Raw genomic sequence first — 24,558 nt, 5'->3', positions numbered from 1 at the left:
ATCTGTCCTCAAGCGCCGGACGGGCTGGATATGGCTACCACCGCCGCACATCCAGGCAACGCCCGGCACATCCAGCCCGTCCGACGCTTGAGGAGCGAGGCCCGGGGCAGCGCCCCGAAACCCCAGCCCGTCCGACGCTTGAGGAGCGAGGCCCGGGGCAGCGCCCCAAAAGCCCAGCCCGTCCGGCGCTTGAGGAGCGGGGTCCAGGGCAGCGCCCCGAAACCCCAGCCCGTCCGGCGCTTGAGGACAAAAGGGGGGCCCGGGGCGCAGCCCCGGTTTCGGGAAGGGGCGGGTAGGGGAACAGCCCGCCGCAGCCGCCCCCACTCGCGGCCCGCCCCCCCCCACCCCAGCAACGGCAACGGCAGCCGGCCCCGCCCACGCCAAAGGGCCGGGCCCCAGGGAAACCCCGGGGCCCGGCCCTTCGACTGCCGACGGCTACGCGCTCAGCGAGCGCATACCGCTCAGTTGTCGTCCTCGTCGATCAGGAACCCACGCATCGGCGACGGCGCCTGCTGCATCGGCTGCGGCGCCTGAGGCCGAACCGGCGCCATCGGCTGCGTCATCGCGGGCGACATCTGCTGCTGCCCACCGTAGGACGGCGCACCGCCCATGGACTGGCCGCCACCCATCTGCTGGCCGCCGTGGCCACCGTGGTTGGAGCTGCCCATGGAGTGACCCATCGCACCCGCACCGGCCGGGGCCAGCGAGGGCGACGGCGGCAGCGAGGCGGTCGCCGGAGTCCGCGGCGGGGCGAGCGAGTCGTCCGACTGGGTCTCCAGCTGACGCAGCTGGCTCTCCAGGTACGACTTCAGCCGCGTGCGGTACTCGCGCTCGAAGCCACGCAGGTCCTCGACCTTGCGCTCCAGCGTCGCGCGGGCCGACTCCAGCGAGCCCATCGCCACGCGGTGCTTCTCCTGCGCGTCCCGCTCCAGGGCGTCGGCCTTGGCGCGCGCGTCGCGCTCCAGGCCCTCGGCACGGCTGCGCGCCTCGCCGACGATCTTGTTGGCCTCGGAACGGGCCTCCGCGATCGCCTGGTCGGCGGTCTGCTGCGCGAGCGAGAGGACACGGGCGGCGCTGTCGCCACCGGGGCCCTGCCCCTGCTGCTGCATCTGCGGCTGCTGCATCTGCTGCATCTGCTGCTGCTGGGGGTGCTGACCCATGGGGCCGCCCATCGGGCCACCCATGGGACCGCCCTGCATCGGGCCGGGGCCGTGCGGGCCCTGCGGGCCGCCGTGGCCGCCCTGGGGGCCATGACCGCTGGGGCCGGCAGGCAGCTGCGGAGCTCCACCGGGCAGCTGGGGGGGACCCATCTGCGGGGGCTGCTGCTGCTGCGGCGGTCCCGATATGGCGGCGGGAACGGGGGCCCCCGGGCGGTCCTGCTGCTCCGGCGGCTTGCGCATACCCTGCTGCTGCTGTTGCTGTTGCTGCTGCTGGTTCTGCGCGGCGGCGCGCGTCGCGGCGGCCAGCTTGGCGCGCAGGTCCTCGTTCTCACGGAGCAGACGGGTCAGCTCCGATTCGACCTCGTCGAGAAAGGCATCGACCTCGTCCTCGTCATAGCCTTCTCGGAGGCGGACGGTCGTGAACTGCTTGTTCCGCACGTCCTCGGGGGTCAACGGCATCTCTTCTTCACCTCTACGTAGTCGTCGGCAGTCGGCAAGACCGTATCGCTCACAACCTGACCACAACGCTGATCAGGATGTAGACGATGATCATCAGAACGAAGAAGGACAGGTCGAGTGCCACGCCCCCGAGACGCAGCGGCGGGATGAACCGCCGCAGAAGCTTGAGCGGTGGATCGGTGACAGTGTAAGTGGCCTCCAGTACGACCACCATCGCCTTGCCGGGTTGCCATGAACGTGCGAACTGGAAGACGTAGTCCATGACCAGCCGGAAGATCAGCACGATGAGGAAACACATCAGCGCGATATAGACCACATCCAGTGCGACGCCCATGTCCCGCGCTTCCCTCTCCCCTGGCTCTCGTAGCTCCGGCCTCTCGGCCGGCACCGGCCTCGCGGCCGGGTTGTTCCCGGTGTCGTGTTCTCAGCTCTGGTTGAAGAATCCGCCCTCTGCGATGCGGGCCTTGTCCTCCGCCGTGACATCGACGTTAGCAGGCGACAACAGGAACACCTTCTGCGTCACACGTTCAATGCTGCCATGGAGCCCGAAGACGAGTCCTGCGGCAAAGTCGACAAGTCGCTTCGCGTCCGTATCGTCCATCTCCGTGAGATTCATGATCACCGGAGTGCCCTCACGGAAGTGTTCCCCGATGGTACGGGCCTCGTTGTAGGTCCTGGGGTGCAACGTGGTGATGCGGTACGGCTCCCGCTCGGACACGACCTTGGGCATGATCACCGGTGCGTTCTTCTCCATGTTCAGGCGTTCAGGTGTGATGGATGCCACGGGGGCGATTCGGGCGGGTCGCCCGCTTTCCGCGGGGAGCTGAACCGGTTCACGCTGGGCGGGCGGTTGTACTGCTCGTACCGGTTCATCCCTTTCGCGCTCCCGCTCTCGCTCGCGTTCCACCTGGTGCGGGGGCTGATGCCGTCGCCGCTCGGGCTCCGGCTCAGGTTCGAATTCGTCATCGGGGTCGAACCCCGGACCGTCGTACCCATCGTCCTCCACGAGGCCGAGGTAGACCGCCATCTTGCGCATCGCGCCGGCCATGCTCCGAGTCCTCCGCTCTGTGGTGGATCGGCATTCGTCACCAAGTGCCCGAGATCCACTGTGGTCTGCCCCGCCGTGCTGGGGAATGACCATATTTTCTGCTGTGGTCCGACTTGCTTCGCGACGTTACCCGAGCCCGGGTCGGACTCCGAGTACCGCCGTACCGACGCGTACATGTGTCGCTCCGGCCGCCACCGCGTCCTCGAGGTCCGCACTCATTCCCGCGGAGACCATGTTGGCAGCCGGATGACCGGTGCGCAGGCGCCCGGCCAATTCCATCAGCCGGTCGAACGCGGCGCGTTGCCTGCCGGCAAACGGTCCGGCCAGCGGCGCCACCGTCATCAGTCCGTCGAGCCGCAGCCCCTCGGCCGCGTCGACCGCGGCCGCCAACTCCTCGATCCCGTCCGGCGCGACGCCGCCGCGCTCACCGCGCTCGCCGCTCTCCGCGTCCAGGGCGACCTGGACGAGACAGCCGAGCTCCCGCTCCGCGCGGACCGCGGCGGCCGAGAGGGCGGTGACCAGCTTGATCCGGTCCACCGACTGAACGACATCGGCATAACTCGTCACAGAACGAACCTTGTTCGTCTGGAGTTGTCCGACAAAGTGCCATGTCAGGGAAAGATCCGCACAAGCGGTGGCTTTCGGTGCCGCGTCCTGGTCACGATTCTCCGCGACATGGCGCACACCGAGTTCATGCAGGATCCGCACATCGCTCGCGGGGTAGGTCTTGGTGACCACGATCAGGGTCACTTCGTCGCGCTTGCGGCCGGCCGCGGCACAGGCGGAGGTGATCCTTTCCTCCACCTGTGCGAGATTCGCCGCGAGTTGAGCCTTACGGTCCGTCATGCCCTATCAGTCCAACCAGACATATCCGGCGAGCCGCCCCGTGGTGCGGTCGCGGCGGTACGAGAAGTGGTCGCCCGATTCACGGGTGCAGACCGGCGAACGGTGCAGGTCATCGACGCCGAGAGCGGCGAGCTGGGCGTGGACTCCGCCGGTGACGTCCACCGCCGGGGTCCCCCAACTGGTCTCGGACCAGGTGCCCGGGACGGCTGCGGCGACCTCGGCCCGCATCTCCTCGGGCACTTCGTAGCACCGTCCGCAGACGGCCGGTCCGGTGTGCGCGGTGATCCGGGAGGGGCGTGCGCCCAGCCCGGTCATGGCCTCGACCACCGCCGGAACGACTCCGGCGACCAGTCCCGGCCGCCCGGCGTGCGCCGCCCCGACGACTCCGGCGACCGGGTCGACGAGGAGGACGGGGGTGCAGTCGGCGGTGAGGACCGCGAGCGCCAGTCCACGGCGCGTGGTCACCACCGCGTCCACGGCCGGAATCTCGGTGTCCGCGCCCCAGGGTCCGTCGACCACCGCCACGTCCCGGCCGTGCACCTGGTTCATCCAGACGACGGAGGCCGGGTCGAGGCCGAGGCGGCGGGCCGCGCGCTCGCGGTTCGCGCCGACGGCGGCGGGGTCGTCACCGACCGCGCCGCCGAGGTTGAGCTCACCGTACGGAGCGGCGCTCACCCCGCCCCACCGGTCGGTGAAGGCGAAGTGAGCGCTGCCCGTGACGGGTGCTGCCGTCCGGTCTTGACCTATCACTTCAAGAAGTCCGGTACGTCCAGCTCTTCGGCCTGGGTGTCCTGGTAGGGACGGGCCGGCGGGACGTGCGGCGGAGAGACCTGCGACAGCGGGCTCTCGCTCGAAGCCGACGCGGGGGCGGGCTCGGCCGGGGCCGGGCTCTCCTCGCGGGCGGGCACGGAGCCGAGTCCGCCCGAGGGGCGCGCGGTCTCGGCGGAGGGCCTGGCCGGGGCGGCCGGCTCCTCCCGCTTGTTCGTGTTGGCGCCGAGTGCGCTCTCGCGCCGGGTCGGCGGCTGTCCACCGTCGAACCCTGCCGCGATCACGGTGACCCGGACCTCGTCCCCCAGCGCGTCGTCGATGACGGCGCCGAAGATGATGTTGGCCTCGGGGTGCGCCGCCTCGCTCACCAGCTGGGCGGCCTCGTTGATCTCGAAGAGACCGAGGTCGCTGCCGCCGGAGATGGAGAGCAGGACACCGCGGGCGCCGTCGATGGACGCCTCCAGGAGCGGCGAGGAGATCGCCATCTCCGCCGCCGCGACCGCGCGGTCGTCGCCGCGCGCCGAGCCGATGCCCATGAGCGCCGATCCGGCCTCGGACATGACCGACTTGACGTCGGCGAAGTCGAGGTTGATCAGGCCCGGGGTGGTGATGAGGTCGGTGATGCCCTGGACACCCGAGAGCAGCACCTGGTCGGCCGACTTGAAGGCGTCGAGCACGCTGACCTGGCGGTCCGAGATGGACAGCAGGCGGTCGTTGGGGATGACGATGAGGGTGTCGACCTCTTCGCGGAGTTCGGCGATGCCGTCCTCCGCCTGGTTCGCGCGCCGCCGGCCCTCGAAGGTGAACGGGCGGGTGACCACACCGATCGTCAGGGCGCCGAGCGAGCGCGCGATGTTGGCGACGACGGGTGCGCCGCCGGTGCCGGTGCCGCCGCCTTCTCCGGCGGTGACGAAGACCATGTCGGCCCCCTTGAGGACCTCCTCGATCTCCTCACGGTGGTCCTCTGCCGCCTTACGACCGACGGCCGGGTTCGCCCCGGCGCCGAGGCCCCGGGTGAGTTCACGGCCGACGTCGAGCTTGACGTCGGCGTCGCTCATCAACAGGGCTTGTGCGTCCGTGTTGATCGCGATGAACTCGACGCCCTTGAGACCGACCTCGATCATTCGGTTGATGGCATTGACACCACCGCCGCCGACACCGATGACCTTGATGACTGCGAGGTAGTTCTGCGGTGCTGCCACGTCGAAGGCCTCTCGCCTCGAGTTACGTGTCGTCGCTCTGCGGAGGTTCCGCGGCGACGACTGATGTCGATGGGGACGGTCCGAACGCCGACCCAAACCCTAACGTTCAACTTTAGGGTTACCAGTGTGTCTGCTTCCTGGACTCTTCCGAACAGGACACTAAGTCGACAAGTGGCGCACGTTCAACGAACACGCCGAACCTCCCGTTTTTCTTTTCACCCTATGTGATCACCCGTAGCGCTGACCAACCAGGGTGCTGGCCAGCACAAATGCACGTCAACTCCCCGATACCGCCGGGGCGGTGGGGGCACTCACGTCGAAGTGTCCCGCTTTGGGAGCCGCCTTCATGAGAGCGGTGAGCACGCGCGCCTTCACCGGCCCATCCTCACTACTGCCCCAGGTCACCGCCCGATCACGGGTGAGCCGCAAGGAAATCGCATCGTACGAGGTGACGCGTACGACCTCGGCGTCCTTGGCGACGCCCTTGGGCAGGTCGACCGCGACCTGTACCGCTTCCCGCAACAGACGGTCACCGCCGAACCGGCGCAGACTCGCCGACCGCCCGGGGGCCAGCTCCAGCAGGGGCGTACCCTTCGGCGGCTGCTCCACCGTGGCGAAACGGACGCCCGCCGCGTCCACTTCGACGAACTTCGCGCCCTTGGCGATCAGCAGGACCGGCTTGCGTTCGGTCACCTTCAGGACGATGCCGTGCGGCCAGGACCGTACGACGTCCACCGAGTCGATACGGGGCAGCTTCTGGCGCAGCCTGGCCTCCATGCCACCGGTGTCCACGGAGATCAGCGGGGCTCCGAGCGGTGCCGCGGCAACCGCTTCCACCTCTTCGCGGGTCAGGACCTCGACGCCGGTGGTGGAGACGCGTTCGACGCGGAGCCAGGAGGAGCCGTAGAGCACCCAGATGGCGAAAGCGGTGAGCAGGGCCGCCGCGACGCCGATCAGGATCAGGAGCGTACGCCGGCCGATCCGGCGCTTCCCGGGGCCGATGTGCGGCGGGCGGGCGGGGGTGTCCGCACGCCCCGCTGCGCCGCGCTGGGCGGTCGTCGGTCCGGCCACGCTCGCTCCTTCGCCGGACCCGGGGCGCCCGCCCCGGGTCCGCACCGCCTCGCGCCGCACGCCTAGTGTCGTGCGGCGATCGCTTCGTACACCATGCCGACGAGCAGGTCGTCGGCGTCGCGCCGGCCGAACTCGGCCGCGGCACGCGACATTTCGTACAGCCGGTGGGGGTCCGACAGCACCGGCAGGACGTTGCCCTGCACCCACTCGGGGGTGAGCGCCGCGTCGTCCACCAGCAGGCCGCCGCCGGCGTTGACCACCGGCTGGGCGTTCAGCCGCTGTTCGCCGTTGCCGATGGGCAGCGGGACGTAGGCGGCGGGGAGCCCGACGGCGGAGAGTTCGGCGACGGTCATCGCGCCCGCGCGGCAGAGCATCATGTCGGCCGCGGCGTACGCGAGGTCCATCCGGTCCACGTACGGTACCGGGATGTAGGGCGGCATCCCGGGCATGTTGTCGATCCGCGGCAATTCGTTCTTCGGGCCGACCACATGGAGGATCTGGATCCCGGAGCGCTGGAGCAGCGGCGCGACCCGCTGGACCACCTCGTTGAGGTGGCGCGCGCCCTGCGAGCCGCCGGAGACCAGCAGCGTGGGCAGGTTGGGGTCGAGGCCGAAGGCGGCGCGGGCCTCCGGGCGGACCCGGGCGCGGTCCAGGGTGGCGATGGTGCGGCGCAGCGGGATGCCGATGTAGCGGGCTCCGCGCAGCTTGCTGTCCGGCGTGGAGACGGCGACCCCGTGGGCGTACCGGGAGCCGATCTTGTTGGCGAGCCCCGGGCGGGCGTTGGCCTCGTGGACCACGATCGGCACACCGGCGCGCTTGGCCGCGAGGTAGCCGGGCAGCGCGACGTAACCGCCGAAGCCGACCACGCAGTCCGCCTTGGTGCGCTCCAGGATCTGCTCGGCGGCCTTGATGGTGCCGCGCAGCCGGCCCGGAACGGTGATCAGCTCGGGGGTGGGCTTACGCGGCAGCGGCACGGCAGGGATGAGGGCGAGCTCGTACCCCCGCTCGGGTACGAGCCTGGTCTCCAGGCCGCGTTCCGTGCCGAGGGCAGTGATCCCCACGGTCGGGTCCTGCCTGCGCAGGGCGTCTGCGAGGGCAAGCGCGGGCTCGATGTGTCCGGCGGTCCCCCCGCCGGCGAGTACGACATGCACCGAAATTCACCGCTCTCCGGACGGACGCTTCTTGACGCGCCGTCTCATCGTCTTCCATCTCACCCCGGGCCTCCGCATGGCCAGGGCCGCCTTCGCGGCGGGATCCTCCCGCGCGAAGGCGATCATGAGCCCGACCGCGAACATCGTCGGCAGCAGGGCGGACCCTCCGTAGGAGAACAGCGGGAGCGGGACACCGGCGATCGGCAACAGGCCGAGCACCGCACCGATGTTGATCACGGCCTGGGCCATGATCCAGGTGGTCACGCCTCCCGCGGCATACCTGACGAAGGGGTCCTCCGTGCGTCCGGCCACGCGGATACCCGCATAGCCTAGAGCCGCGAACAGGGCGAGCACTGACAGCGTCCCTGCCAACCCCAGTTCCTCACCGGTGATCGCGAAGATGAAGTCGGTGTGGGGTTCCGGGAGTTGACCCCATTTTTCCACACTCGCACCCAGCCCGGAACCGAACCATCCGCCGGAGGCCAGCGCGTAGATTCCGTGGGCCGCCTGCCAGCAGCCGTCATCCGGGTCGGGTTCGCCGATGATGCCCATGCAGGAGAGCCGGGACATCCGGTTGGGGCTGGTCCAGATCAGCAGGAACGCGATGACGGCGGCGAATCCGAGCACCCCGGCGAAGAGCCGGGTGGGGGCCCCGGCGAGCCAGAGCAGGCCGAACAGGATCGCCGTGAGAATGATCGCGGTCCCCATGTCGCCGCCGAGCATGATCAGTCCGAGCAGCATGAAGGCGACCGGGACGAGCGGGACGAGCATGTGTTTCCACTGCGCCAGCAACCGCTTGTCCTGCTTGCGGGCCAGCAGGTCGGCGCCCCACAGGATCAGCGCGAGCTTGCCGAACTCACTGGGCTGGAGCTGGAACGGGCCGCCGAGGTAGAGCCAGTTCTGGTTCCCGTTGCGGGAGACCCCGATCCCCGGCACCTGGACCAGGACCATCAGGAAGACCGAGACCACCAGTATCGGATAGGCCAGTCCGCGGTGGAGCTTGACCGGCATCCGGGAGGCGGCCAGCATCAGCACGCCCCCGATCACGGCGGCGACGAACTGCTTGCCGAAGAAGTACGTCGAGGACTGGTCGATGCTCAACGCCCTGATCATCGAGGCGGAGTAGACCATCACCAGGCCCAGCACGGTGATCAGGAGGCTGGAGCCGAGGATCACGTAGTAGGCGGTCAGAGGGCGGTCCCAGGCCCGGCGCGCCTGCTCGTAGAGGCGCCGTACGCCGCCGCCGCGCGGGATCCGGGGGGCCCGTGGGCCGCGGCCCGTGCCACGGGGCGGTGCCGGCCGACGGCTGCGTACGGCTGAGCTCTTCTCGGCCGGCATTGTCGCTGTCCCCTCCACTGCTCGTGCCCGGGGGCTCGGCCCCGGCGCGGAGCCCGGTCGGTCAGGCGCTCGTCTCGGCGCGTGCGCGGACCGCGTCCGCGAACGCCTCGCCCCGCTTGTTGTAGTTGGTGAACATGTCCATCGAGGCGCAGGCCGGGGCCAGCAGTACCGTGTCGCCCGGCCGGGCGAGCCGGGCGGCGTGCTCGACCGCCTCGGACATCGCCCCAGTGTCGGTCCGGTCGAGGTCGACCACCGGGACTTCGGGGGCGTGTCGCGTCAGGGCTTCGTGGATCAGGGCGCGGTCGGCGCCCATCAGCACGACCCCGCGCAGCCGCTTCGCCGCGCCGGTGACCAGCTCGTCGAAGGTGGCGCCCTTGGCCAGGCCGCCCGCGATCCAGACGATGGAGTCGTAGGCGGCGAGGGAGGCCTCGGTGGCGTGGGTGTTGGTGGCCTTGGAGTCGTCGACGTAGGCGACCTCGCCGATGTCCGCGATGTGTTCGATGCGGTGGGCGTCCGGCCTGAAGGCGCGCAGCCCGTCGCGGACGGCGGCCGGTTCCACGCCGAAGGCGCGGGCGAGGGCCGCGGCGGCGAGCGCGTTGGCGATGTTGTGCGGGGCCGGCGGGTCGACGTCCGTGACCTCGGCCAGCTCCTGGGCCTGCTTGTGGCGGTCGGCCACGAAGGCCCGGTCGACGAGGATGCCGTCGACCACGCCGAGCTGCGAGGGGCCGGGGGTGCCCAGAGTGAAGCCGATGGCGCGGCAGCCCTCCTCGACGTCGGCCTCCCGGACCAGCTCCTCGGTGGCCGGGTCGGCCGCGTTGTAGACGCAGGCGACCGTGTTGCCCTCGTAGACGCGGCCCTTGTCGGCGGCGTACGCCTCCATCGAGCCGTGCCAGTCGAGGTGGTCGGGGGCCAGGTTGAGGACGGCGGCGGAGTGGGCGCGCGGGGAGGGCGCCCAGTGCAGCTGGTAGCTGGAGAGCTCGACGGCGAGGACGTCGTACTCCTGCTCGCCGAGCACCGCGTCCAGCAGCGATACGCCGATGTTGCCGACCGCCGCGGTGCGCAGGCCCGCCGCTTCGAGGATCGAGGCCAGCATCCGTACGGTGGTGGTCTTGCCGTTGGTGCCGGTGACGGCGAGCCAGGGGGCGGCCGGGCGGCCGTTGGTGCCGCGCAGCCGCCAGGCGAGTTCGACGTCGCCCCAGATGTCGACGCCCGCCTCGGCGGCAGCCAGGAAGAGCGGCTTGTCCGGCTGCCAGCCGGGGGCGGTGACGACGAGCTGTGTGGACGGCGGCAGGGTGGCGCCGTCGCCGAGGCGCACGATGATGCCGAGCGCCTCCAGTTCGGCCGCCTGCGCGCGGGCGCGCTCGTCGTCGCCGTCGTTGACGACGGTGACGAGCGCGCCGCGCTCGTGCAGGGCGCGGGCCGCGGGGATGCCGCTGACGCCGAGTCCGGCGACGGTGACGTGCTTGCCCTGCCAGTCCACGGTGCTCACTTCTTGGCTGCCCATCCCGCGTAGAAGAGGCCGAGGCCGACGATCACGCACATGCCCTGGATGATCCAGAAGCGGACCACGACCAGGACTTCGGACCACCCCTTGAGTTCGAAGTGGTGCTGGAGCGGTGCCATCCGGAAGACCCGCTTGCCGGTCATCTTGAACGAACCGACCTGGATGACCACGGACATGGTGATCATCACGAAGAGGCCGCCGAGGATGGCGAGCAGGAACTCGGTGCGGGACAGGATCGCGAGACCCGCGAGGGCGCCGCCGAGGGCCAGCGAGCCGGTGTCGCCCATGAAGATCTTGGCGGGCGAGGTGTTCCACCACAGGAACCCGAAGCAGGCGCCCATCAGGGCGGCGGCGACGACGGCCAGGTCCAGCGGGTCGCGCACCTCGAAACAGGCGCTGGGGTTGGTCAGCTTGTCCGCGTTGGCGCAGGACTCCTGGAACTGCCACAGGCCGATGAAGGTGTAGGCGCCGAAGACCATCACCGAGGCGCCGGTGGCCAGTCCGTCCAGGCCGTCCGTGAGGTTCACGCCGTTGGACATGGCGAGGATCATGAACAGCGCCCAGACGCAGAACAGCACCGGCCCGATCGACCAGCCGAAGTCCTCCACGAAGGAGAGCCGGGTGGAGGCCGGGGTGTTGCCCGCGGAGTCGGCGAACTGGAGCGAGAGCACCGCGAAGGCGATGCCGACGATCAGCTGGCCGGTCATCTTCGCCTTGGCGCGCAGACCGAGTGAACGCTGCTTGACGATCTTGATGTAGTCGTCGAGGAAGCCGACGAGGCCCATGCCCGCCATGAGGAAGAGCACGAGGAAGCCGGAGTAGCGGATGTCCTCGCCCGTGATCACCTTCGCGAGGAGGTACGCGATGATCGTCGCCAGGATGAAGGCGATGCCGCCCATCGTGGGCGTGCCCTTCTTGCTGCCGTGCGTGCGCGGGCCGTCGTCCCGGATGAACTGCCCGTATCCCTTGCGGGCCAGCAGCTTGATCAGCAGCGGAGTCCCGACCAGGGTCAGAAAGAGCCCGATGGCCCCCGCGAAGAGGATCTGCCTCATCGGCCGGCGACCTCGCCCTCGGTCGAGTTCTCCAGCAGTGCCTGGGCGACCTTCTCCAGGCCGACCGACCGGGACGCCTTCACCAGCACGACGTCTCCCGGGCGCAGTTCACTGCGCAACAGGTCGACGGCCGCCTGTGCGTCGGACACGTGCACCGACTCCTCACCCCACGAACCCTCGTTATATGCGCCCAGTTGCAGCCAGGAGGCTTCTCTCCCCCCGACAGCGACGAGCTTGCTGACGTTGAGCCGGACGGCGAGCCGTCCGACCGCGTCGTGCTCGGCGAGCGACGCGTCACCCAGCTCGGCCATCTGACCGAGCACCGCCCAGGTGCGTCCCCCGTCGGCCACTCGGGCCTGACCCATGGCGGCCAGCGCACGCAGTGCGGCTCTCATGGATTCGGGGTTCGCGTTGTAGGCGTCATTGACGACCGTCACACCGTCCGGACGCTCGGTGACCTCCATGCGCCAGCGGGAGAGGGTGCCCGCCTCCGAGAGCGCCTCGGCGATCTCGGTCACGGACATGCCCAACTCATGGGCGACGGCGGCCGCGGCGAGCGCGTTCGACACGTGGTGCTCACCGTACAGGCGCAAGGTCACGTCGCTGCACCCGGTGGGTGTGTGGAGCGCGAAGGCGGGCCGCCCGTCGGGGGTCATCCGGACGTTCTCGCCCCGTACGTCCGCATCCGGGGCTTCTCCGAAGAGCAGGACCCGGGCCTTGGTGCGCGAGGCCATCGCGCGTACGAGGTGGTCGTCGGCGTTGAGCACGGCGCAGCCGTCCTCGGGGAGCACCTCGACCAGTTCGCCCTTGGCCTGGGCGATCGCCTCCCGGCTGCCGAACTCCCCGAGGTGGGCGGAGCCCACGTTGAGGACCAGGCCGATGCGGGGCGGGGTGAGGTCGGCGAGGTAGTGGATGTGCCCGATGCCCCGGGCGCCCATCTCCAGGACCAGGTGCTGGGTCTCGGAGGTGGCGCGCAGGGCGGTGAGCGGCAGGCCGATCTCGTTGTTGAGGGAGCCCGGCGTCCAGACCGTGGGGGCCTTGCGCTGGAGGAGCTGCGCGATCAGGTCCTTGGTGGAGGTCTTGCCCGCGGAGCCGGTGAGCGCGACGACGACGGTGCCCAGGCGCTCGACGACGGTACGGGCGAGCGCCCCGAGGGCGCCGACGACGTCGTCCACGACGATCGCCGGAACGCCGACGGGGCGGGCGGCCAGCACGGCCGCCGCGCCCGCCTCGACGGCGCGCTGCGCGTAGTCGTGGCCGTCCACGCGCTCGCCGGCGAACGCGACGAACAGGCTGCCGGGTCCGGCCTCGCGGGAGTCGATGACGACGGGGCCGGTGACGGTGACTGCCGGGTCCGGTATGTCGTGCGGCTGCCCGCCGACGATTTCGGCGATCTCGGCGAGGGAAAGGGTGATCACTTGGTCATCCCTGACTGTTGTTCTCGTGGTGAGGGGCACGGCCCGTGGCGCCGGTGCGCCCCAGGGACCGCTCGATGGCGTCGTGCAGGACCTTGCGGTCGTCGAAGGAGCGTACGACCCCGTGGATGTCCTGGCCCTGCTCGTGGCCCTTGCCCGCGACGAGGACGGTGTCGCCGGGTTCGGCGCGGGCGACGGCGGCGGCGATGGCCGATGCCCGGTCCGCGTCGACCAGGACGTCGCCGCGTTCGTGGACGGGGACCTCGGCGGCGCCGGAGAGCATCGCGGCGAGAATCGCGAGGGGGTCCTCGGAGCGGGGGTTGTCGGAGGTCAGTACGGCGGTGTCGGCGAGGCGGGCCGCGGCGGCGCCCATCGGGCCGCGCTTGGTGATGTCACGGTCGCCGCCGCAGCCGAGGACGATGTGCACCCTGCCCTCGGTGACCTTCTGAAGGGAGCGCAGGACGGACTCGACGGCGTCGGTCTTGTGCGCGTAGTCGACGACGGCGAGGTAGGGCTGTCCGGCGTCCACGCGCTCCAGGCGGCCCGGGACCCCGGGGACGGCCGCGATGCCGTCGGCGGCGGTCTGCGGGTCGACGCCCGCGACGGCCAGGGTGACGATCGCGGCGAGGGTGTTGGCGACGTTGAACGGGCCGGGCAGCGGGGCGCGGGCGGTGATCCGCTCGCCGCCCGGTCCGACCGCGGTGAAGGTGCTGTCCCGCGGCCCGACCTGGACGTTCTCGGCGTGCCAGTCGGCGTCCGGGTGGCCCTCGGCGGAGAAGGTGGTGACCGGGACCCCGGACTCGGTGATGAGCCGGCGGCCGTACTCGTCGTCGAAGTTCACCACGCCCCGGTGGCTGCGCTCGGGGGTGAAGAGCTGGGCCTTGGCCTGGAAGTAGTCCTCCATGCCGGAGTGGAACTCCATGTGCTCCGGGCTGAGGTTGTTGAAGACGGCGACGTCGAAGACGCAGCCGTCGACCCGGCCGAGCACCAGGGCGTGGCTGGAGACCTCCATCGCGACGGCTTCGACGCCGCGTTCGCGCATGACGGCGAACAGGGCCTGGAGGTCGGTGGCTTCGGGGGTGGTGCGCTCGGACTTGATGCGCTCGTCGCCGATGCGCATCTCGACGGTTCCGATGAGTCCGGTGGGCCGGCCGGCGGCGCGCAGCCCGCCTTCGACGAGGTAGGCGGTGGTGGTCTTGCCGGAGGTTCCGGTGATGCCGATCTGGAGGAGGCCGATGCCGGGCCGCCCGTAGATGTCGGCGGCCAGCTCGCCCATGACGGCGCGCGGGTCCTCGGCGACCAGGACCGGCAGCCCGGTGGCGGCGGCGCGTTCGGCGCCCGTCGGGTCGGTGAGGACGGCGACGGCGCCGAGGCCCGCGGCCTGGGCGGCGAAGTCGGCGCCGTGCAGGCGGGCGCCGGGCAGGGCCGCGTACACGTCTCCGGGGCGCACGGCCCGCGAGTCGTGGGTGATGCCGGTGACATCACCGGACCCGGCCGTCTCGACGCCGAGCCGGCCGGCCAGCTCGGCGAGAGGGGTGGGCCGGAGCCGGTCCGGTCGGGGCGCTCCCGGGTAGGTCACAGGCGCGTCCTTCTGAGAGGTTTGGGACTGATCAGCGTGGGGCACGGCGGTGAGCGTACCGGGCCGGTGCGGGCTCTCGCTAAGCGAGGGACCGGGTCCCGGGAAGTTCTCGTTCCGGTTCCCGGGATCGGGGGTGATGGTTGTCACTGAGGGTTCCCTTGGGGGGATGCTCGCGCATCCCCGTGTTCACTCGCCGGGTTTGAAGGACACCGGCAGCCGGGGCGGCTTGCTGCCGGACGGTGGGGTCTGGAGCGTCTTGAGCGCGAACTCCATGACCTGCTTGTAGATCGGGCCGCAGATCTGGCCGCCGAAGTAGCTTCCCTTGGTGGGGTTCTGGATCGCGCAGTAGACGGTGATCTGCGGATCGTCGGCCGGGGCGAAGCCGGCGAAGGAGGCGGTGTAGCCCTTGTAGACGCCGTGGACCGGGTCGACCCGGTTGGCGGTGCCGGTCTTGCCCGCGACCCGGTAGCCGGGGATGGCGGCCTTGGTGCCGGTCCCCTCCTGGTCGTCGACGACGGATTCCAGCATGGCCGCCAGGGTCTTGGCGGTCTTCTCGCTGACCACCCGGGTCTCCTCGGGGGCCTCGGCGGCGGTGAAGCGGCCGTCGGGGCCCTTGGTGCCGCGTACGAGGGTGGGGGCGACGCGGACTCCGCCGTTGGCGATGGTGGAGAAGACCGAGGCGGCCTGGACGGCGTTGACCGAGAGGCCCTGGCCGAAGGGGATCGTGTACTGCTGGGAGGTCGACCAGTCCTTGGGGTGGGCGAGGAGGCCGGGCGACTCTCCGGGGTAGCCGAGCCCGCTCTTGGCACCGAGGCCGAACTTGCGCAGGTAGGAGTAGAGGATCTGGTTGGACTCGGCCTGGTCCTTGCCGAGCTGACCGGTCGCCAGGATGGTGCCGATGTTGCTGGACTTGGCGAGGACCCCGTTGAGCGTGAGGTACCAGGTGGGGTGGTCCACGTCGTCCTTGAAGAGCCGGTCGCCGCGGTGCAGCCGGTTGGGGACGGTGACGTGGGTGCCGGGCGTGGCGGCCTTCTCCTCCAGTACGGCGGCCATGGACATGACCTTGCTGGTGGAGCCTGGCTCGTACACGTCCTGGAGGGCCGCGTTGCCGAGCGACGCCGAGGTCGCCTGGGAGAGGTCGTTGGGGTCGTATCCGGGAGCGTTGGCCATGGCCAGCAGTTCGCCGGTCCGCGTGTTCTGCACGATGACGTAGCCCCGGTCGGCCTTGGACTCGGCGACCTGGTCGCTGATGGCCTTCTGGGCGGCCCACTGGATGTCGCGGTCGATGGTCAGCTCGATGTCGGAACCGGGCACGGCCGGGACCTCGCTGCCGCCCGCGGTGGGGACGCGGCGGCCGCCGGCCTGGGCGTAGCGGATCTTGCCGTCCTCGCCCGCCAGCTCCTTGTCCAGCTGCGATTCGAGTCCGCCGCCGCCCTTGCCGTCGGCGCTGACGAATCCCAGTATCCCGGCGGCCAGCTCCCCGTTGGGGTAGACCCGCTTGGTGGTGGGCTCCTGGAGGACGCCGGCCAGGACGTTGGCGCCCTTGCCGCCTTTGCGCTCGTCCTCCAGGGCCTTCTCCGCGAAGACGGACTTGAGGTCCTTGATCTGCTTCCAGACCTGGGGGGTCTGCCGGTACGCGAGCACGGTGTAGCGGCTGCCCGGGGCCGAGAGCTTCTCGACGAGCTCGTCGGCGTCCTTGCCGAGGATCGGGGCGAGCAGGGCGGCGGCCTGCTGGGGCGCGTCGGGGGCCTTGCTGTCCTCGGGCGTGAACATCTTCGGGTCGGCCGTGATGTTGTGCGCGTCCACGCTGGTGGCCAGGGCGACGCCCCTGCGGTCGGTGATCTCCCCGCGCTCGGCGGCGACCGTGTACTCCAGGTAGCGGTTCTTCTCGGCCTTGGCCGCGTACGCGGTGGCGTCGACGGCCTGGACCTGGAGCAGCCGGGCCACGAAGACCAGCATGACCAGCGTCAGCCCGAGGCTGACCAGCCGCAGCCGGGGGCGGGGGCTGCCCAGGCGCAGGGAGCTGGGCGTGCGCCCGCGTGCGGTGGTGCGCCCGGAGGCGGGGCGGGGGCGGCGGGCCGGGGGGCGCGCGCCGGAGCGGCGGTTCGCCCCGTCACGGGGGCGCGCCGGGCCGGGTACGCGGCGGCGCGGCGGTTCCTTGGGCGGCACTGCGTCACCTGCCGGGGCTGGTCGGGGGCGGGTCCGTGGGGGCGGTGTCGGCCGGGGCCTCGGGCTCCGTGGCGGCGCCGGCCCCAGCGGAGGCGTCGGGCCGGGGGGCGGCGGAGCCGGACGGGGTGGGCCGGGCCTCGGGGCCCGCTCCGTCGGCCGGGTCCCCGTCCTCGGGCGTCGGCTCGGGGCTCGGGGTGGGGCTGGGCGGTGGGGCGGTGGCCTTGGTGGGGACTCCGCGGACCGTGCCGTCCGGGTTGAGGAAGGCGGGGCTGCCGCCGGGGACCATGCCCAGTTCCCGGGCGCGGCGCTCCAGGGCGTCGGGCTGGGAGTAGCTGTCGACGTCGCGCTGGAGGGCCTGCTGCTCGTCGGTGAGCTCGGTGGTCTCCCGCTTGAGCTTGCTGAGCCTGAACGACCCTTCGTTGAGCGCGGAGTTCAGCAGGAGCAGGGTGATGAGTCCGCCGCCCAGGAGGAGCACGACCAGCAGGACGAAGGGGGTGCGGGCCGCACTGCTGGGTCCTGCGGACGGCATCAGCCGGGCGAGCCGTCCGGCCCGCCCCTTCAGCGGTGCGGCCGGCCTGCTCACCGCGTGACCCCTGTGGCGCTCATCGCTCGTCCTCCCGGATGCGCTGGGCGCCGCGCAGCCGGGCGGGGGCGGCGCGCCGGTTCTCGGCGACCTCCTCCTCGGTGGGCAGCTCGGCGCCCCGGGTGAGCAGCTTGAGGCGGGGCTGGTAGCGCTCGGGGACGACGGGCAGGCCGGGGGGTGCGGTGTTGGCGGCGCCGGCCGCGAAGACCTGCTTGACCAGCCGGTCCTCCAGCGAGTGGTACGAGAGCACGGCGATCCGGCCGCCGACCGCGAGGCTCGCCACGGCCGCCGGGATGGCCTGCTCCAGGACGCTCAGCTCGCCGTTGACCTCGATGCGCAGGGCTTGGAAGGTCCGCTTGGCCGGGTTGCCGCCGGTGCGCTTGGCGGCCTGGGGCAGGGAGTCGCGGATCAGCTCGACGAGCCGGGCGCTGTTGCTGAACGGCTCCTTCTCGCGCTCGCGCACGACGGCGGAGACGATCCGCTTGGCCTGCTTCTCCTCGCCGTACGCCCGCAGGATCCGCACCAGCTCGCCCGGCGGGTAGGTGTTGAGCACCTCGGCGGCGCCGATGCCGGTGGACTGGTCCATGCGCATGTCGAGCGGGGCGTCCTGGGCGTACGCGAAGCCGCGGTCGGCCTCGTCGAGCTGCATGGAGGAGACGCCGAGGTCGAAGAGGACGCCCTGGACCTTGGGGACGCCGAGCCGGGCGAGGACGTCGGGGAGCTCGTCGTAGACGGCGTGGACGAGGGTGGCGCGGTCGCCGTAGGGGGCGAGCCGCTCGCCGGAGAGGCGCAGGGCCTCCTTGTCGCGGTCCAGGGCGATCAGCCGGGCGGTGGGGAAGGCCTCCAGCAGGGACTCGCTGTGGCCGCCGAGGCCGAGGGTGCAGTCGACGACCACGGGCTCGGGGTGGGCCGGGTCCTGGAGAGCCGGGGCCAACAGGTCCAGACACCTCTGGAGCATCACCGGGACGTGTCGGGTCTGGCTCAATGCGCCCTCTCAGGCTCTGTCCCGCGCGGCCGGTACGTACGTCCTGGTCCCCGCCCGCTCTGAAGGGGAGGTCCGCCGGCGCCGGGGAAGGGGCGTCGGCCGACCGAGAGCGGGAGAGGGCCGGGCCGCACGTACGCCGCACATCACGGGGGAGAAAAACGGAATGTGCAGGAGGTGCGGGGTGTGGGGTTGAACGGGTTCAGGATGGTGACTTCGCGTTACTTTAGTCCACCCTGCCATTCGATCGATTCACGATCAACGAACCGGGCAGCGAGTCGCGCCACCCGTCCGGAAGCGGCGACCTCACCCGGACGGGCGCGTTTCCTGGTGCTTGTGGGTTAGCTCACAACAAGCCGCGTTGACGTTCTTTGTCCGCTCTCACAGCCCACCCGGACAAGGTGGGAACGCTACCGTCATAACCATGTCGCTTTCCGCTCACTCCCCCGCCGAGCCCATGACGTCCACCGCCGCGGCGGTCCGCGAGGGGGGCCAGGTCACCGATCAGCTGGTCGAGGCGAACTCCTCGTACGCGCAGGATTTCCGCGACCCCGGCATGGACGCCCGGCCCGTCCTCCAGGTCGCCATCGTCGCCTGCATGGACGCCCGACTCGACCTCCACGCCGCGCTGGGTCTCGAACTCGGTGACTGTCACACCATCCGCAACGCGGGCGGTGTCGTCACCGACGACGTGATCCGCTCGCTCACCATCAGCCAGCGGGCGCTCGGCACCCGCAGCATCGTCCTCATCCACCACACGGGCTGCGGTCTCGAATCCATCACCGAGGAGTTCCGGCAGGAGCTGGAGCGCGAGGTCGGCCAGCGGCCGGTCTGGGCCGTGGAGGCCTACACCGACGCCGACCAGGACGTACGTCAGTCGATGCAGCGTGTGCGGACCTCGCCGTTCCTCCTGCACACCGACGACATCCGCGGTTTCGTCTTCGACGTGACCACCGGTCTGCTCCGCGAGATCCAGCCCGCTTCCTGACCTCCTTCCGGCTCCTGGCCCCCGCACGCCCCCGCGAAACATGGCAGAGACTGACATATCGCACCCACTTATCCACAGGCGAGTGACACGAAGCGGTAACGGCAACAAGAATGCGGGGGTGACCTCCACCGGACCTGCCGGAGGAGTGTCCGTATTTCGGGGTGGGCCGGGCGGGTACGTACGCCGGCCGATGCGCAAAAAGGCCGAGGAGGGCCGGGTGACGACCTATGACGATCGAGCGAGCCTCACAGATCTGACCACCACAGCGGAGCGGGTGCGCCGGTCGGTGGAGGGTGTGATCGAGGGCAAGCCTGAGGTCGTACGGCTTTCGCTGACCGTGCTGCTCGCGGAGGGACATCTCCTGATCGAGGATGTCCCCGGCGTCGGCAAGACCATGCTGGCCAAGGCGCTGGCCCGGTCCATCGACTGTTCGGTGCGCCGCATCCAGTTCACGCCGGACCTGCTGCCGTCCGACATCACCGGGGTGTCGATCTTCGACCAGCAGCGGCGCGACTTCGAGTTCAAGCCCGGCGCGATCTTCGCGCAGATCGTGATCGGCGACGAGATCAACCGCGCCTCGCCGAAGACGCAGTCGGCGCTGCTGGAGTCGATGGAGGAGCGCCAGGTCACCATCGACGGGCAGACGTACCAGCTGCCCGACCCCTTCATGGTGGTGGCCACCCAGAACCCGGTCGAGATGGAGGGCACCTACCCGCTGCCCGAGGCCCAGCGCGACCGCTTCATGGCCCGGGTCTCCATCGGCTACCCCAGTCCGGAGGCCGAGCTTCAGATGCTCGACGTGCACGGGGGCGTCTCCCCGCTGGACGACCTCCAGCCGGTGGCGCACGCCCACGACATCGTCAAGCTGATCGACGCGGTCCGTACGGTGCACGTCGCCGACGCGGTGCGACGGTACGCGGTGGAGCTGGTCGGGGCCACCCGCGGCCACCCCGACCTCAGGCTCGGGGCCTCGCCGCGCGCGACGCTGCACCTGCTGCGCGCCGCGAAGGCCTCGGCGGCCCTGAGCGGCCGCGACTACGCCCTGCCGGACGACGTCCAGGCCCTGGCCGCGCCCGTGCTCGCCCACCGGCTGCTGCCCACCGCGCAGGCCCAGCTGAACCGCCGCACCGCGGAGCAGGTGGTGCTGGAGATCATCCAGCGCATCCCGGTACCGACCTCGGCCGGTGGCGCCGTGCCCCCGGCCCAGGCGGCGCACGACCCGGGCCGCCCGCTCTACGGCCAGCAGCAGCCCGGCCCCCGGCGGCTGTGATGGCGGCCGGTGAGCCCGGCGCCGTGCAGGACGGCTCCAGCAAGGGCGGTCTGCGCGCGGCTCTCGGCGGGCTCACCACCCGGGGGCGCTCCTTCCTGGCCGCCGGGGTGGCCGCCGCCGTCTGCGCCTATGTCCTGGGCCAGGTCGATCTGCTGCGCGTCGGGCTGCTGCTGGCCGTGCTGCCCCTGGTCTGCGTGATCGCGCTCTACCGCACCCGCTACCGGGTGACGGGGACCCGTCGGCTCTCGCCGTCCCGGGTGCCCGCGGGCTCGGAGGCGCGGGTGCACCTGCGGATGGACAACGTCTCCCGGCTCCCCACGGGCCTGCTCATGCTCCAGGACCGCGTGCCGTACGTGCTCGGGCCCCGGCCCCGGTTCGTGCTGGACCGGGTGGAGGGGGGCGGCCGCCGCGAGGTGTCCTACCGGGTCCGCTCCGACCTGCGCGGCCGCTACCCGCTGGGCCCGTTGCAGCTGCGGCTCAGCGACCCGTTCGGGATGTGCGAGCTGACCCGTTCCTTCAGCGCGTACGACACCCTCGTCGTCATCCCGCGCACGGTGCCGCTGCCCGCCCTGCGGCTCGCGGGCGAGGCGTCGGGGTACGGCGACGGGCGTCAGCGCTCGCTGGCCCTCGCCGGCGAGGACGACATCATCCCGCGCGGCTACCGGCACGGCGACGACCTGCGCCGGGTCCACTGGCGCTCCACCGCACGCCACGGCGAGCTGATGGTCCGCCGCGAGGAACAGCCGCAGCGGGCCCGGTGCACGGTGCTGCTGGACACCCGGGGGGTCGGCTACGTGGGGGCCGGGCCCGACTCGGCGTTCGAGTGGGCGGTCTCGGGGGCGGCCTCCGCCCTGGTGCACATGCTCGAGCGCGGCTTCGCCGTACGGCTGCTCACGGACGACGGGAACGCGGTGCCCGGTGAGGGGTCCGACGGCTTCGCGGGCTCGACCCAGGAGTCCGCGGACTCGGCGGGCCTGATGCTGGACACCCTCGCGGTCGTCGGCCACTCCGACGGCGGCGGGCTCTCGCGCGCCCACGACGTGCTGCGCGGCGGCAACGAAGGGCTGCTGATCGCGTTCTTCGGCGATCTCGACGAGGAGCAGACCTCGGTCGCGGCCCGGATGCGGCAGCGCACCGGCGCGGCGGTCGCCTTCGTCCTGGACAGCGCCCACTGGTCGGGGGTCACCGACGCTCCGGAGGCCGCGCGGGCCGAGCGGCGGCTGCGGCAGCTGCGGGAGGCCGGCTGGGCCGTGGTGCCCGTGGAGCCCGGGGCCGAGCTGCCCGCGCTGTGGCAGCTGGCGGGTCAGATGCGCGCCGACACGCACTCCGCCGGGACGGGCGGTTCGACAGGTTTCGCGGGGGGATGGTCATGAGCGGGCGGGCCAGGCTGGCACTGAGCGCCTATGCGGCGACACTCCTGGCGTCGGGGGCCCTGATCCCGCTGGTGGACGGGGCGGGCTGGCTCCTGACGGCTGCGCTGCTGCTCGGGGTCCAGAGCGGGGTGGGCGCGCTCGCCCGCCGGGTTCCGCTGGCCCGGTCGCTGACGATCGCCGCCCAGACGCTGGTGACCCTGCTCCTGCTGACCGTGGTGTTCGCGCGGGACCAGGCCGTGTTCGGCCTGCTCCCGGGCCCGCAGGCCGTGGTGCGCCTGGGTGAGCTGCTGGTGGCGGGCGGGGAGGACATCGGTACGTACACCGTCCCGGCCCCGATGACGGACGGCATCCGGCTGATGGTGGTCGGCGGGGTGGTGCTGATCGGGCTGGCGGTGGACGCGCTGGCGGTGACCTTCCGCAGCGCGGCCCCGGCCGGTCTGCCGCTGCTCGCCCTGTACTCGGTCGCCGCCGGGCTCGGTGAGGGCGGGACGGGCTGGCTCTGGTTCCTGCTGGCCGCCTGCGGCTATCTGCTGCTCCTGCTGGCCGAGGGCCGCGACCGGCTCTCCCGGTGGGGGCGCGTCTTCGGCGGCGCGAACCGGTCCCCGGGAGGTCTGGCGGACGGCCTGTCCGGCCGCGGCGGCGGTGCCTTCGCACCGGTCCGCACCGGACGGCGCATCGGCGTGCTGGCACTGGGCATCGCCCTGGTCGTCCCCGCCGCCCTGCCCGCCCTGGACAGCGGTCTGCTGGGCGGCCGGGGCGGCGGGAGCGGCAAGGGCGGCGGTGGCGGCACCATCTCCGCGGTGAACCCGCTGGTGTCGCTCAAGGACAACCTCAACCAGCCGGAGGACCGGGAGGTGATGACCTACCGCACCAACGCCCAGGACCCGCGCGACCTCTATCTGCGGATCCTGGCCCTGGACGAGTTCAACGGCAGCGAGTGGCGCTCCTCGACCCGCCGTCTGACGGATGTGCCCGGCCGCCTCCCGCAGCCCACCGGTCTCGGCCGCGACGTCGCCGTCACCGAGATCCGGACGAACATCTCCTCCTCGCCCTCGTACCAGCAGACCTACCTGCCGCTCCCCTACCCGGCGAGCGAGGTGGCGGTCGACGGCCGCTGGCGGTACGAGCCGGAGGGCCGCACGCTCGTCGGCGACAACGGGCAGAACACCGGCGGCGCGCAGTACGAGGTCTCCAGCCTGATCGTCGAGCCGACCGCGGCCCAGCTGGCGGCGGCCGGACCGCCGCCGCGGAAGCTGCTCAGCGAGTACACCCAGGTCCCCGGCTCGCTGCCGGATGTGGTGGCCGAGGAGGCTGTGAGGATCACCGAGGGCTCGGCCAACGCCTACGAGCAGGCTGTGAAGCTCCAGAGCTGGTTCGCCTCCGAGGGCGGCTTCACGTACAACACCTCGGTCAGCTCGGGGACCGGCTCGCGGGCCATAGAGCGGTTCCTCCGTGACAAGGAGGGGTTCTGCATCCACTTCTCCTTCGCGATGGCGGCGATGGCCCGGACCCTGGACATCCCGTCCCGGGTCGCGGTGGGCTTCACCCCGGGCACGCTCCAGGCGGACGGCTCGACCTCGGTCGGGCTGCGCGACGCGCATGCCTGGCCCGAGCTGTACTTCGAGGGGGTGGGGTGGACCCGGTTCGAGCCCACCCCGAGCCGGGGGACCGTGCCGACGTACACCCTGCCGCAGACCCCCACGGACGGTGCGAGCGCTCCGGCGCAGCCGTCGGCCGGTGCCTCCACCGCTCCGTCCGCGGCCCCGTCCGCCCCGGAAAGCTGCTCGCCGCAGCTGCGCCGACAGGGTGAGTGCGGTCTCTCCGCCGCGCCCGGCCCGACGTCCCCGACCGACGAGGGCACCCCGGCCGGCACGGTCGTGCTGGTGGGTCTCGGGGCGCTCCTGGTCCTGCTGCTGCCCCTGCTGCCGCTGCTCTGGCGGGCCCGGGCGAGGAACCGGCGGCTCGGCTCAGGGGGGCGTACGCCCGCGGACGCGGCGGCCAGGGCGCTGGCGGCCTGGCAGGAGATCACCGACTGCGCCTGGGACTACGGCATCGCGCCGGACGAGTCGCTGACGCCCCGGAAGGCGGCGGCCCGGATCGTCCGTCTGGGTGGGCTCGACATCATGGCGGCCGAGGCCGTGCACCGGATCGCGAGCGCGGTGGAACAGGTGCTGTACGCCCCCGAGCCGCGCCCCGCGGCCGGGCTGACCGAGGACGCGCTGACGGTACGGGCAGCCCTGGAGGCCTCGGCCTCCCGGGGCGCACGGCTGCGGGCGAAGCTGGCGCCGCGCTCGGCCGTCCGGGTGGTGTGGGCGGTCTCGGACCGGTGGACGGGGCTCGTGCAGCGGTGGACGGACCGTCCGGGCCGTGGCCGCTGGACGGACCGCTGGCGGCGGCTGTCGCGCCAGCACGGCTGAGGTCACGCGCCGGCACGATCGACGTGGTACCGGCGCGGCTGACCTTGGGGCCGGCGGGGTTGGCCTCGTGCCGGCGGGGTTGACCTTGGGGCTGGCGCGGGTGGCCTCGTGCGGGCGGGGTTGACCTTGGGGCTGGCGCGGGTGGCCTCGTGCCGGCCCGGACGGCCTCGGGGCGGCCCGGCT

The 24,558-nt window shown here is 71.7% G+C and carries 20 protein-coding genes; 4 read left to right on the top strand and 16 right to left on the bottom strand.

The annotated features are described in order from the left end of the window. Nucleotides 1-461 precede the first annotated feature (461 nt). From AB0917_RS19305 to rsmH, 16 genes are all read right to left on the bottom strand, one after another. Entirely contained in the window at nt 462-1,619 is a 1,158-nt protein-coding gene (locus tag AB0917_RS19305) for a DivIVA domain-containing protein (protein ID WP_366820802.1), read from the bottom strand. Between the two features lie 49 nt (nt 1,620-1,668). After that, a complete protein-coding gene (locus tag AB0917_RS19300) occupies nt 1,669-1,953 on the bottom strand; it encodes a YggT family protein (protein WP_006123846.1) in 285 nt (94 codons plus the stop codon). Nucleotides 1,954-2,043: 90 nt separating this feature from the next. Next, nucleotides 2,044-2,667 carry a cell division protein SepF gene (gene sepF, locus AB0917_RS19295; protein ID WP_366820801.1) on the bottom strand — a complete coding sequence of 208 codons (624 nt, stop codon included), beginning with the start codon at nt 2,665-2,667 and terminating at the stop codon, nt 2,044-2,046. Nucleotides 2,668-2,793: 126 nt separating this feature from the next. Beyond that, nucleotides 2,794-3,513 carry a YggS family pyridoxal phosphate-dependent enzyme gene (locus AB0917_RS19290; protein ID WP_366820800.1) on the bottom strand — a complete coding sequence of 240 codons (720 nt, stop codon included), beginning with the start codon at nt 3,511-3,513 and terminating at the stop codon, nt 2,794-2,796. A 6-nt stretch (nt 3,514-3,519) separates the two neighbouring features. After that, entirely contained in the window at nt 3,520-4,263 is a 744-nt protein-coding gene (pgeF, locus tag AB0917_RS19285; protein ID WP_366820799.1) for a peptidoglycan editing factor PgeF, read from the bottom strand. Beyond that, nucleotides 4,260-5,483, bottom strand: a complete 1,224-nt coding sequence (gene ftsZ / locus AB0917_RS19280; RefSeq protein ID WP_366820798.1) for a cell division protein FtsZ — start codon at nt 5,481-5,483, stop codon at nt 4,260-4,262. The genes pgeF and ftsZ overlap by 4 nt, the downstream gene beginning before the upstream one ends. 276 nt (nt 5,484-5,759) lie before the next feature. Beyond that, nucleotides 5,760-6,554, bottom strand: coding sequence for an FtsQ-type POTRA domain-containing protein (locus tag AB0917_RS19275; protein WP_366820797.1), 795 nt, complete (start codon nt 6,552-6,554; stop codon nt 5,760-5,762). 62 nt (nt 6,555-6,616) lie between these two features. After that, complete coding sequence (gene murG / locus AB0917_RS19270; protein ID WP_366820796.1) at nt 6,617-7,705, bottom strand: undecaprenyldiphospho-muramoylpentapeptide beta-N-acetylglucosaminyltransferase; 1,089 nt, start codon at nt 7,703-7,705, stop codon at nt 6,617-6,619. A gap of 6 nt (nt 7,706-7,711) precedes the next feature. Continuing rightward, nucleotides 7,712-9,043, bottom strand: coding sequence for a putative lipid II flippase FtsW (ftsW, locus tag AB0917_RS19265; protein ID WP_366820795.1), 1,332 nt, complete (start codon nt 9,041-9,043; stop codon nt 7,712-7,714). Nucleotides 9,044-9,104: 61 nt separating this feature from the next. Beyond that, nucleotides 9,105-10,547, bottom strand: a complete 1,443-nt coding sequence (gene murD / locus AB0917_RS19260; protein ID WP_366820794.1) for a UDP-N-acetylmuramoyl-L-alanine--D-glutamate ligase — start codon at nt 10,545-10,547, stop codon at nt 9,105-9,107. Then, nucleotides 10,529-11,599, bottom strand: a complete 1,071-nt coding sequence (mraY, locus tag AB0917_RS19255) for a phospho-N-acetylmuramoyl-pentapeptide-transferase (protein WP_366820793.1) — start codon at nt 11,597-11,599, stop codon at nt 10,529-10,531. The genes murD and mraY overlap by 19 nt, the downstream gene beginning before the upstream one ends. After that, nucleotides 11,596-13,017 (bottom strand): UDP-N-acetylmuramoyl-tripeptide--D-alanyl-D-alanine ligase, encoded by a 1,422-nt coding sequence (gene murF, locus AB0917_RS19250; protein WP_366820792.1) that lies wholly within the window; start codon nt 13,015-13,017, stop codon nt 11,596-11,598. The genes mraY and murF overlap by 4 nt, the downstream gene beginning before the upstream one ends. A 4-nt stretch (nt 13,018-13,021) precedes the next feature. Beyond that, a complete protein-coding gene (locus AB0917_RS19245; RefSeq protein ID WP_366820790.1) occupies nt 13,022-14,593 on the bottom strand; it encodes a UDP-N-acetylmuramoyl-L-alanyl-D-glutamate--2,6-diaminopimelate ligase in 1,572 nt (523 codons plus the stop codon). 186 nt (nt 14,594-14,779) lie between these two features. Then, entirely contained in the window at nt 14,780-16,762 is a 1,983-nt protein-coding gene (locus AB0917_RS19240; RefSeq protein ID WP_366820789.1) for a penicillin-binding protein 2, read from the bottom strand. 4 nt (nt 16,763-16,766) lie between these two features. Beyond that, nucleotides 16,767-17,345, bottom strand: coding sequence for a septum formation initiator family protein (locus tag AB0917_RS19235; protein ID WP_366820787.1), 579 nt, complete (start codon nt 17,343-17,345; stop codon nt 16,767-16,769). Between the two features lie 19 nt (nt 17,346-17,364). Beyond that, a complete protein-coding gene (gene rsmH, locus AB0917_RS19230) occupies nt 17,365-18,330 on the bottom strand; it encodes a 16S rRNA (cytosine(1402)-N(4))-methyltransferase RsmH (RefSeq protein ID WP_366820786.1) in 966 nt (321 codons plus the stop codon). Nucleotides 18,331-18,751: 421 nt separating this feature from the next. Here rsmH and AB0917_RS19225 point away from each other — a divergent pair, with 421 nt between their 5' ends. The 4 genes from AB0917_RS19225 to AB0917_RS19210 all read left to right on the top strand — a co-directional run bounded on the left by AB0917_RS19225 (nt 18,752) and on the right by AB0917_RS19210 (nt 24,375). Further along, a complete protein-coding gene (locus AB0917_RS19225; protein WP_366820785.1) occupies nt 18,752-19,315 on the top strand; it encodes a carbonic anhydrase in 564 nt (187 codons plus the stop codon). Between the two features lie 217 nt (nt 19,316-19,532). Beyond that, nucleotides 19,533-20,585, top strand: a complete 1,053-nt coding sequence (locus AB0917_RS19220; RefSeq protein WP_366820784.1) for a MoxR family ATPase — start codon at nt 19,533-19,535, stop codon at nt 20,583-20,585. Next, complete coding sequence (locus AB0917_RS19215; RefSeq protein WP_366820783.1) at nt 20,585-21,958, top strand: DUF58 domain-containing protein; 1,374 nt, start codon at nt 20,585-20,587, stop codon at nt 21,956-21,958. Before AB0917_RS19220 ends, AB0917_RS19215 begins: the two co-directional genes overlap by 1 nt. Then, a complete protein-coding gene (locus tag AB0917_RS19210; RefSeq protein WP_366820781.1) occupies nt 21,955-24,375 on the top strand; it encodes a DUF3488 and transglutaminase-like domain-containing protein in 2,421 nt (806 codons plus the stop codon). Before AB0917_RS19215 ends, AB0917_RS19210 begins: the two co-directional genes overlap by 4 nt. Nucleotides 24,376-24,558 lie beyond the last annotated feature (183 nt).

It is taken from the genome of Streptomyces sp. NPDC007346, assembly GCF_040703535.1.
GTDB lineage: Bacteria > Actinomycetota > Actinomycetes > Streptomycetales > Streptomycetaceae > Streptomyces.
This window is presented reverse-complemented; position numbering and strand designations above follow the sequence as displayed.

What these genes read in the sequence shown, in the direction of transcription:
- mraY (WP_366820793.1), bottom strand. Translation starts at nt 11,599, where the DNA reads ATGAGGCAGATCCTCTTCGCGGGGGCCATCGGGCTCTTTCTGACCCTG.
- AB0917_RS19225 (WP_366820785.1), top strand. Translation starts at nt 18,752, where the DNA reads ATGTCGCTTTCCGCTCACTCCCCCGCCGAGCCCATGACGTCCACCGCC.
- AB0917_RS19305 (WP_366820802.1), bottom strand. Translation starts at nt 1,619, where the DNA reads ATGCCGTTGACCCCCGAGGACGTGCGGAACAAGCAGTTCACGACCGTC.
- AB0917_RS19215 (WP_366820783.1), top strand. Translation starts at nt 20,585, where the DNA reads ATGGCGGCCGGTGAGCCCGGCGCCGTGCAGGACGGCTCCAGCAAGGGC.
- sepF (WP_366820801.1), bottom strand. Translation starts at nt 2,667, where the DNA reads ATGGCCGGCGCGATGCGCAAGATGGCGGTCTACCTCGGCCTCGTGGAG.
- AB0917_RS19290 (WP_366820800.1), bottom strand. Translation starts at nt 3,513, where the DNA reads ATGACGGACCGTAAGGCTCAACTCGCGGCGAATCTCGCACAGGTGGAG.
- AB0917_RS19300 (WP_006123846.1), bottom strand. Translation starts at nt 1,953, where the DNA reads ATGGGCGTCGCACTGGATGTGGTCTATATCGCGCTGATGTGTTTCCTC.
- ftsW (WP_366820795.1), bottom strand. Translation starts at nt 9,043, where the DNA reads ATGCCGGCCGAGAAGAGCTCAGCCGTACGCAGCCGTCGGCCGGCACCG.
- murD (WP_366820794.1), bottom strand. Translation starts at nt 10,547, where the DNA reads ATGGGCAGCCAAGAAGTGAGCACCGTGGACTGGCAGGGCAAGCACGTC.
- AB0917_RS19210 (WP_366820781.1), top strand. Translation starts at nt 21,955, where the DNA reads ATGAGCGGGCGGGCCAGGCTGGCACTGAGCGCCTATGCGGCGACACTC.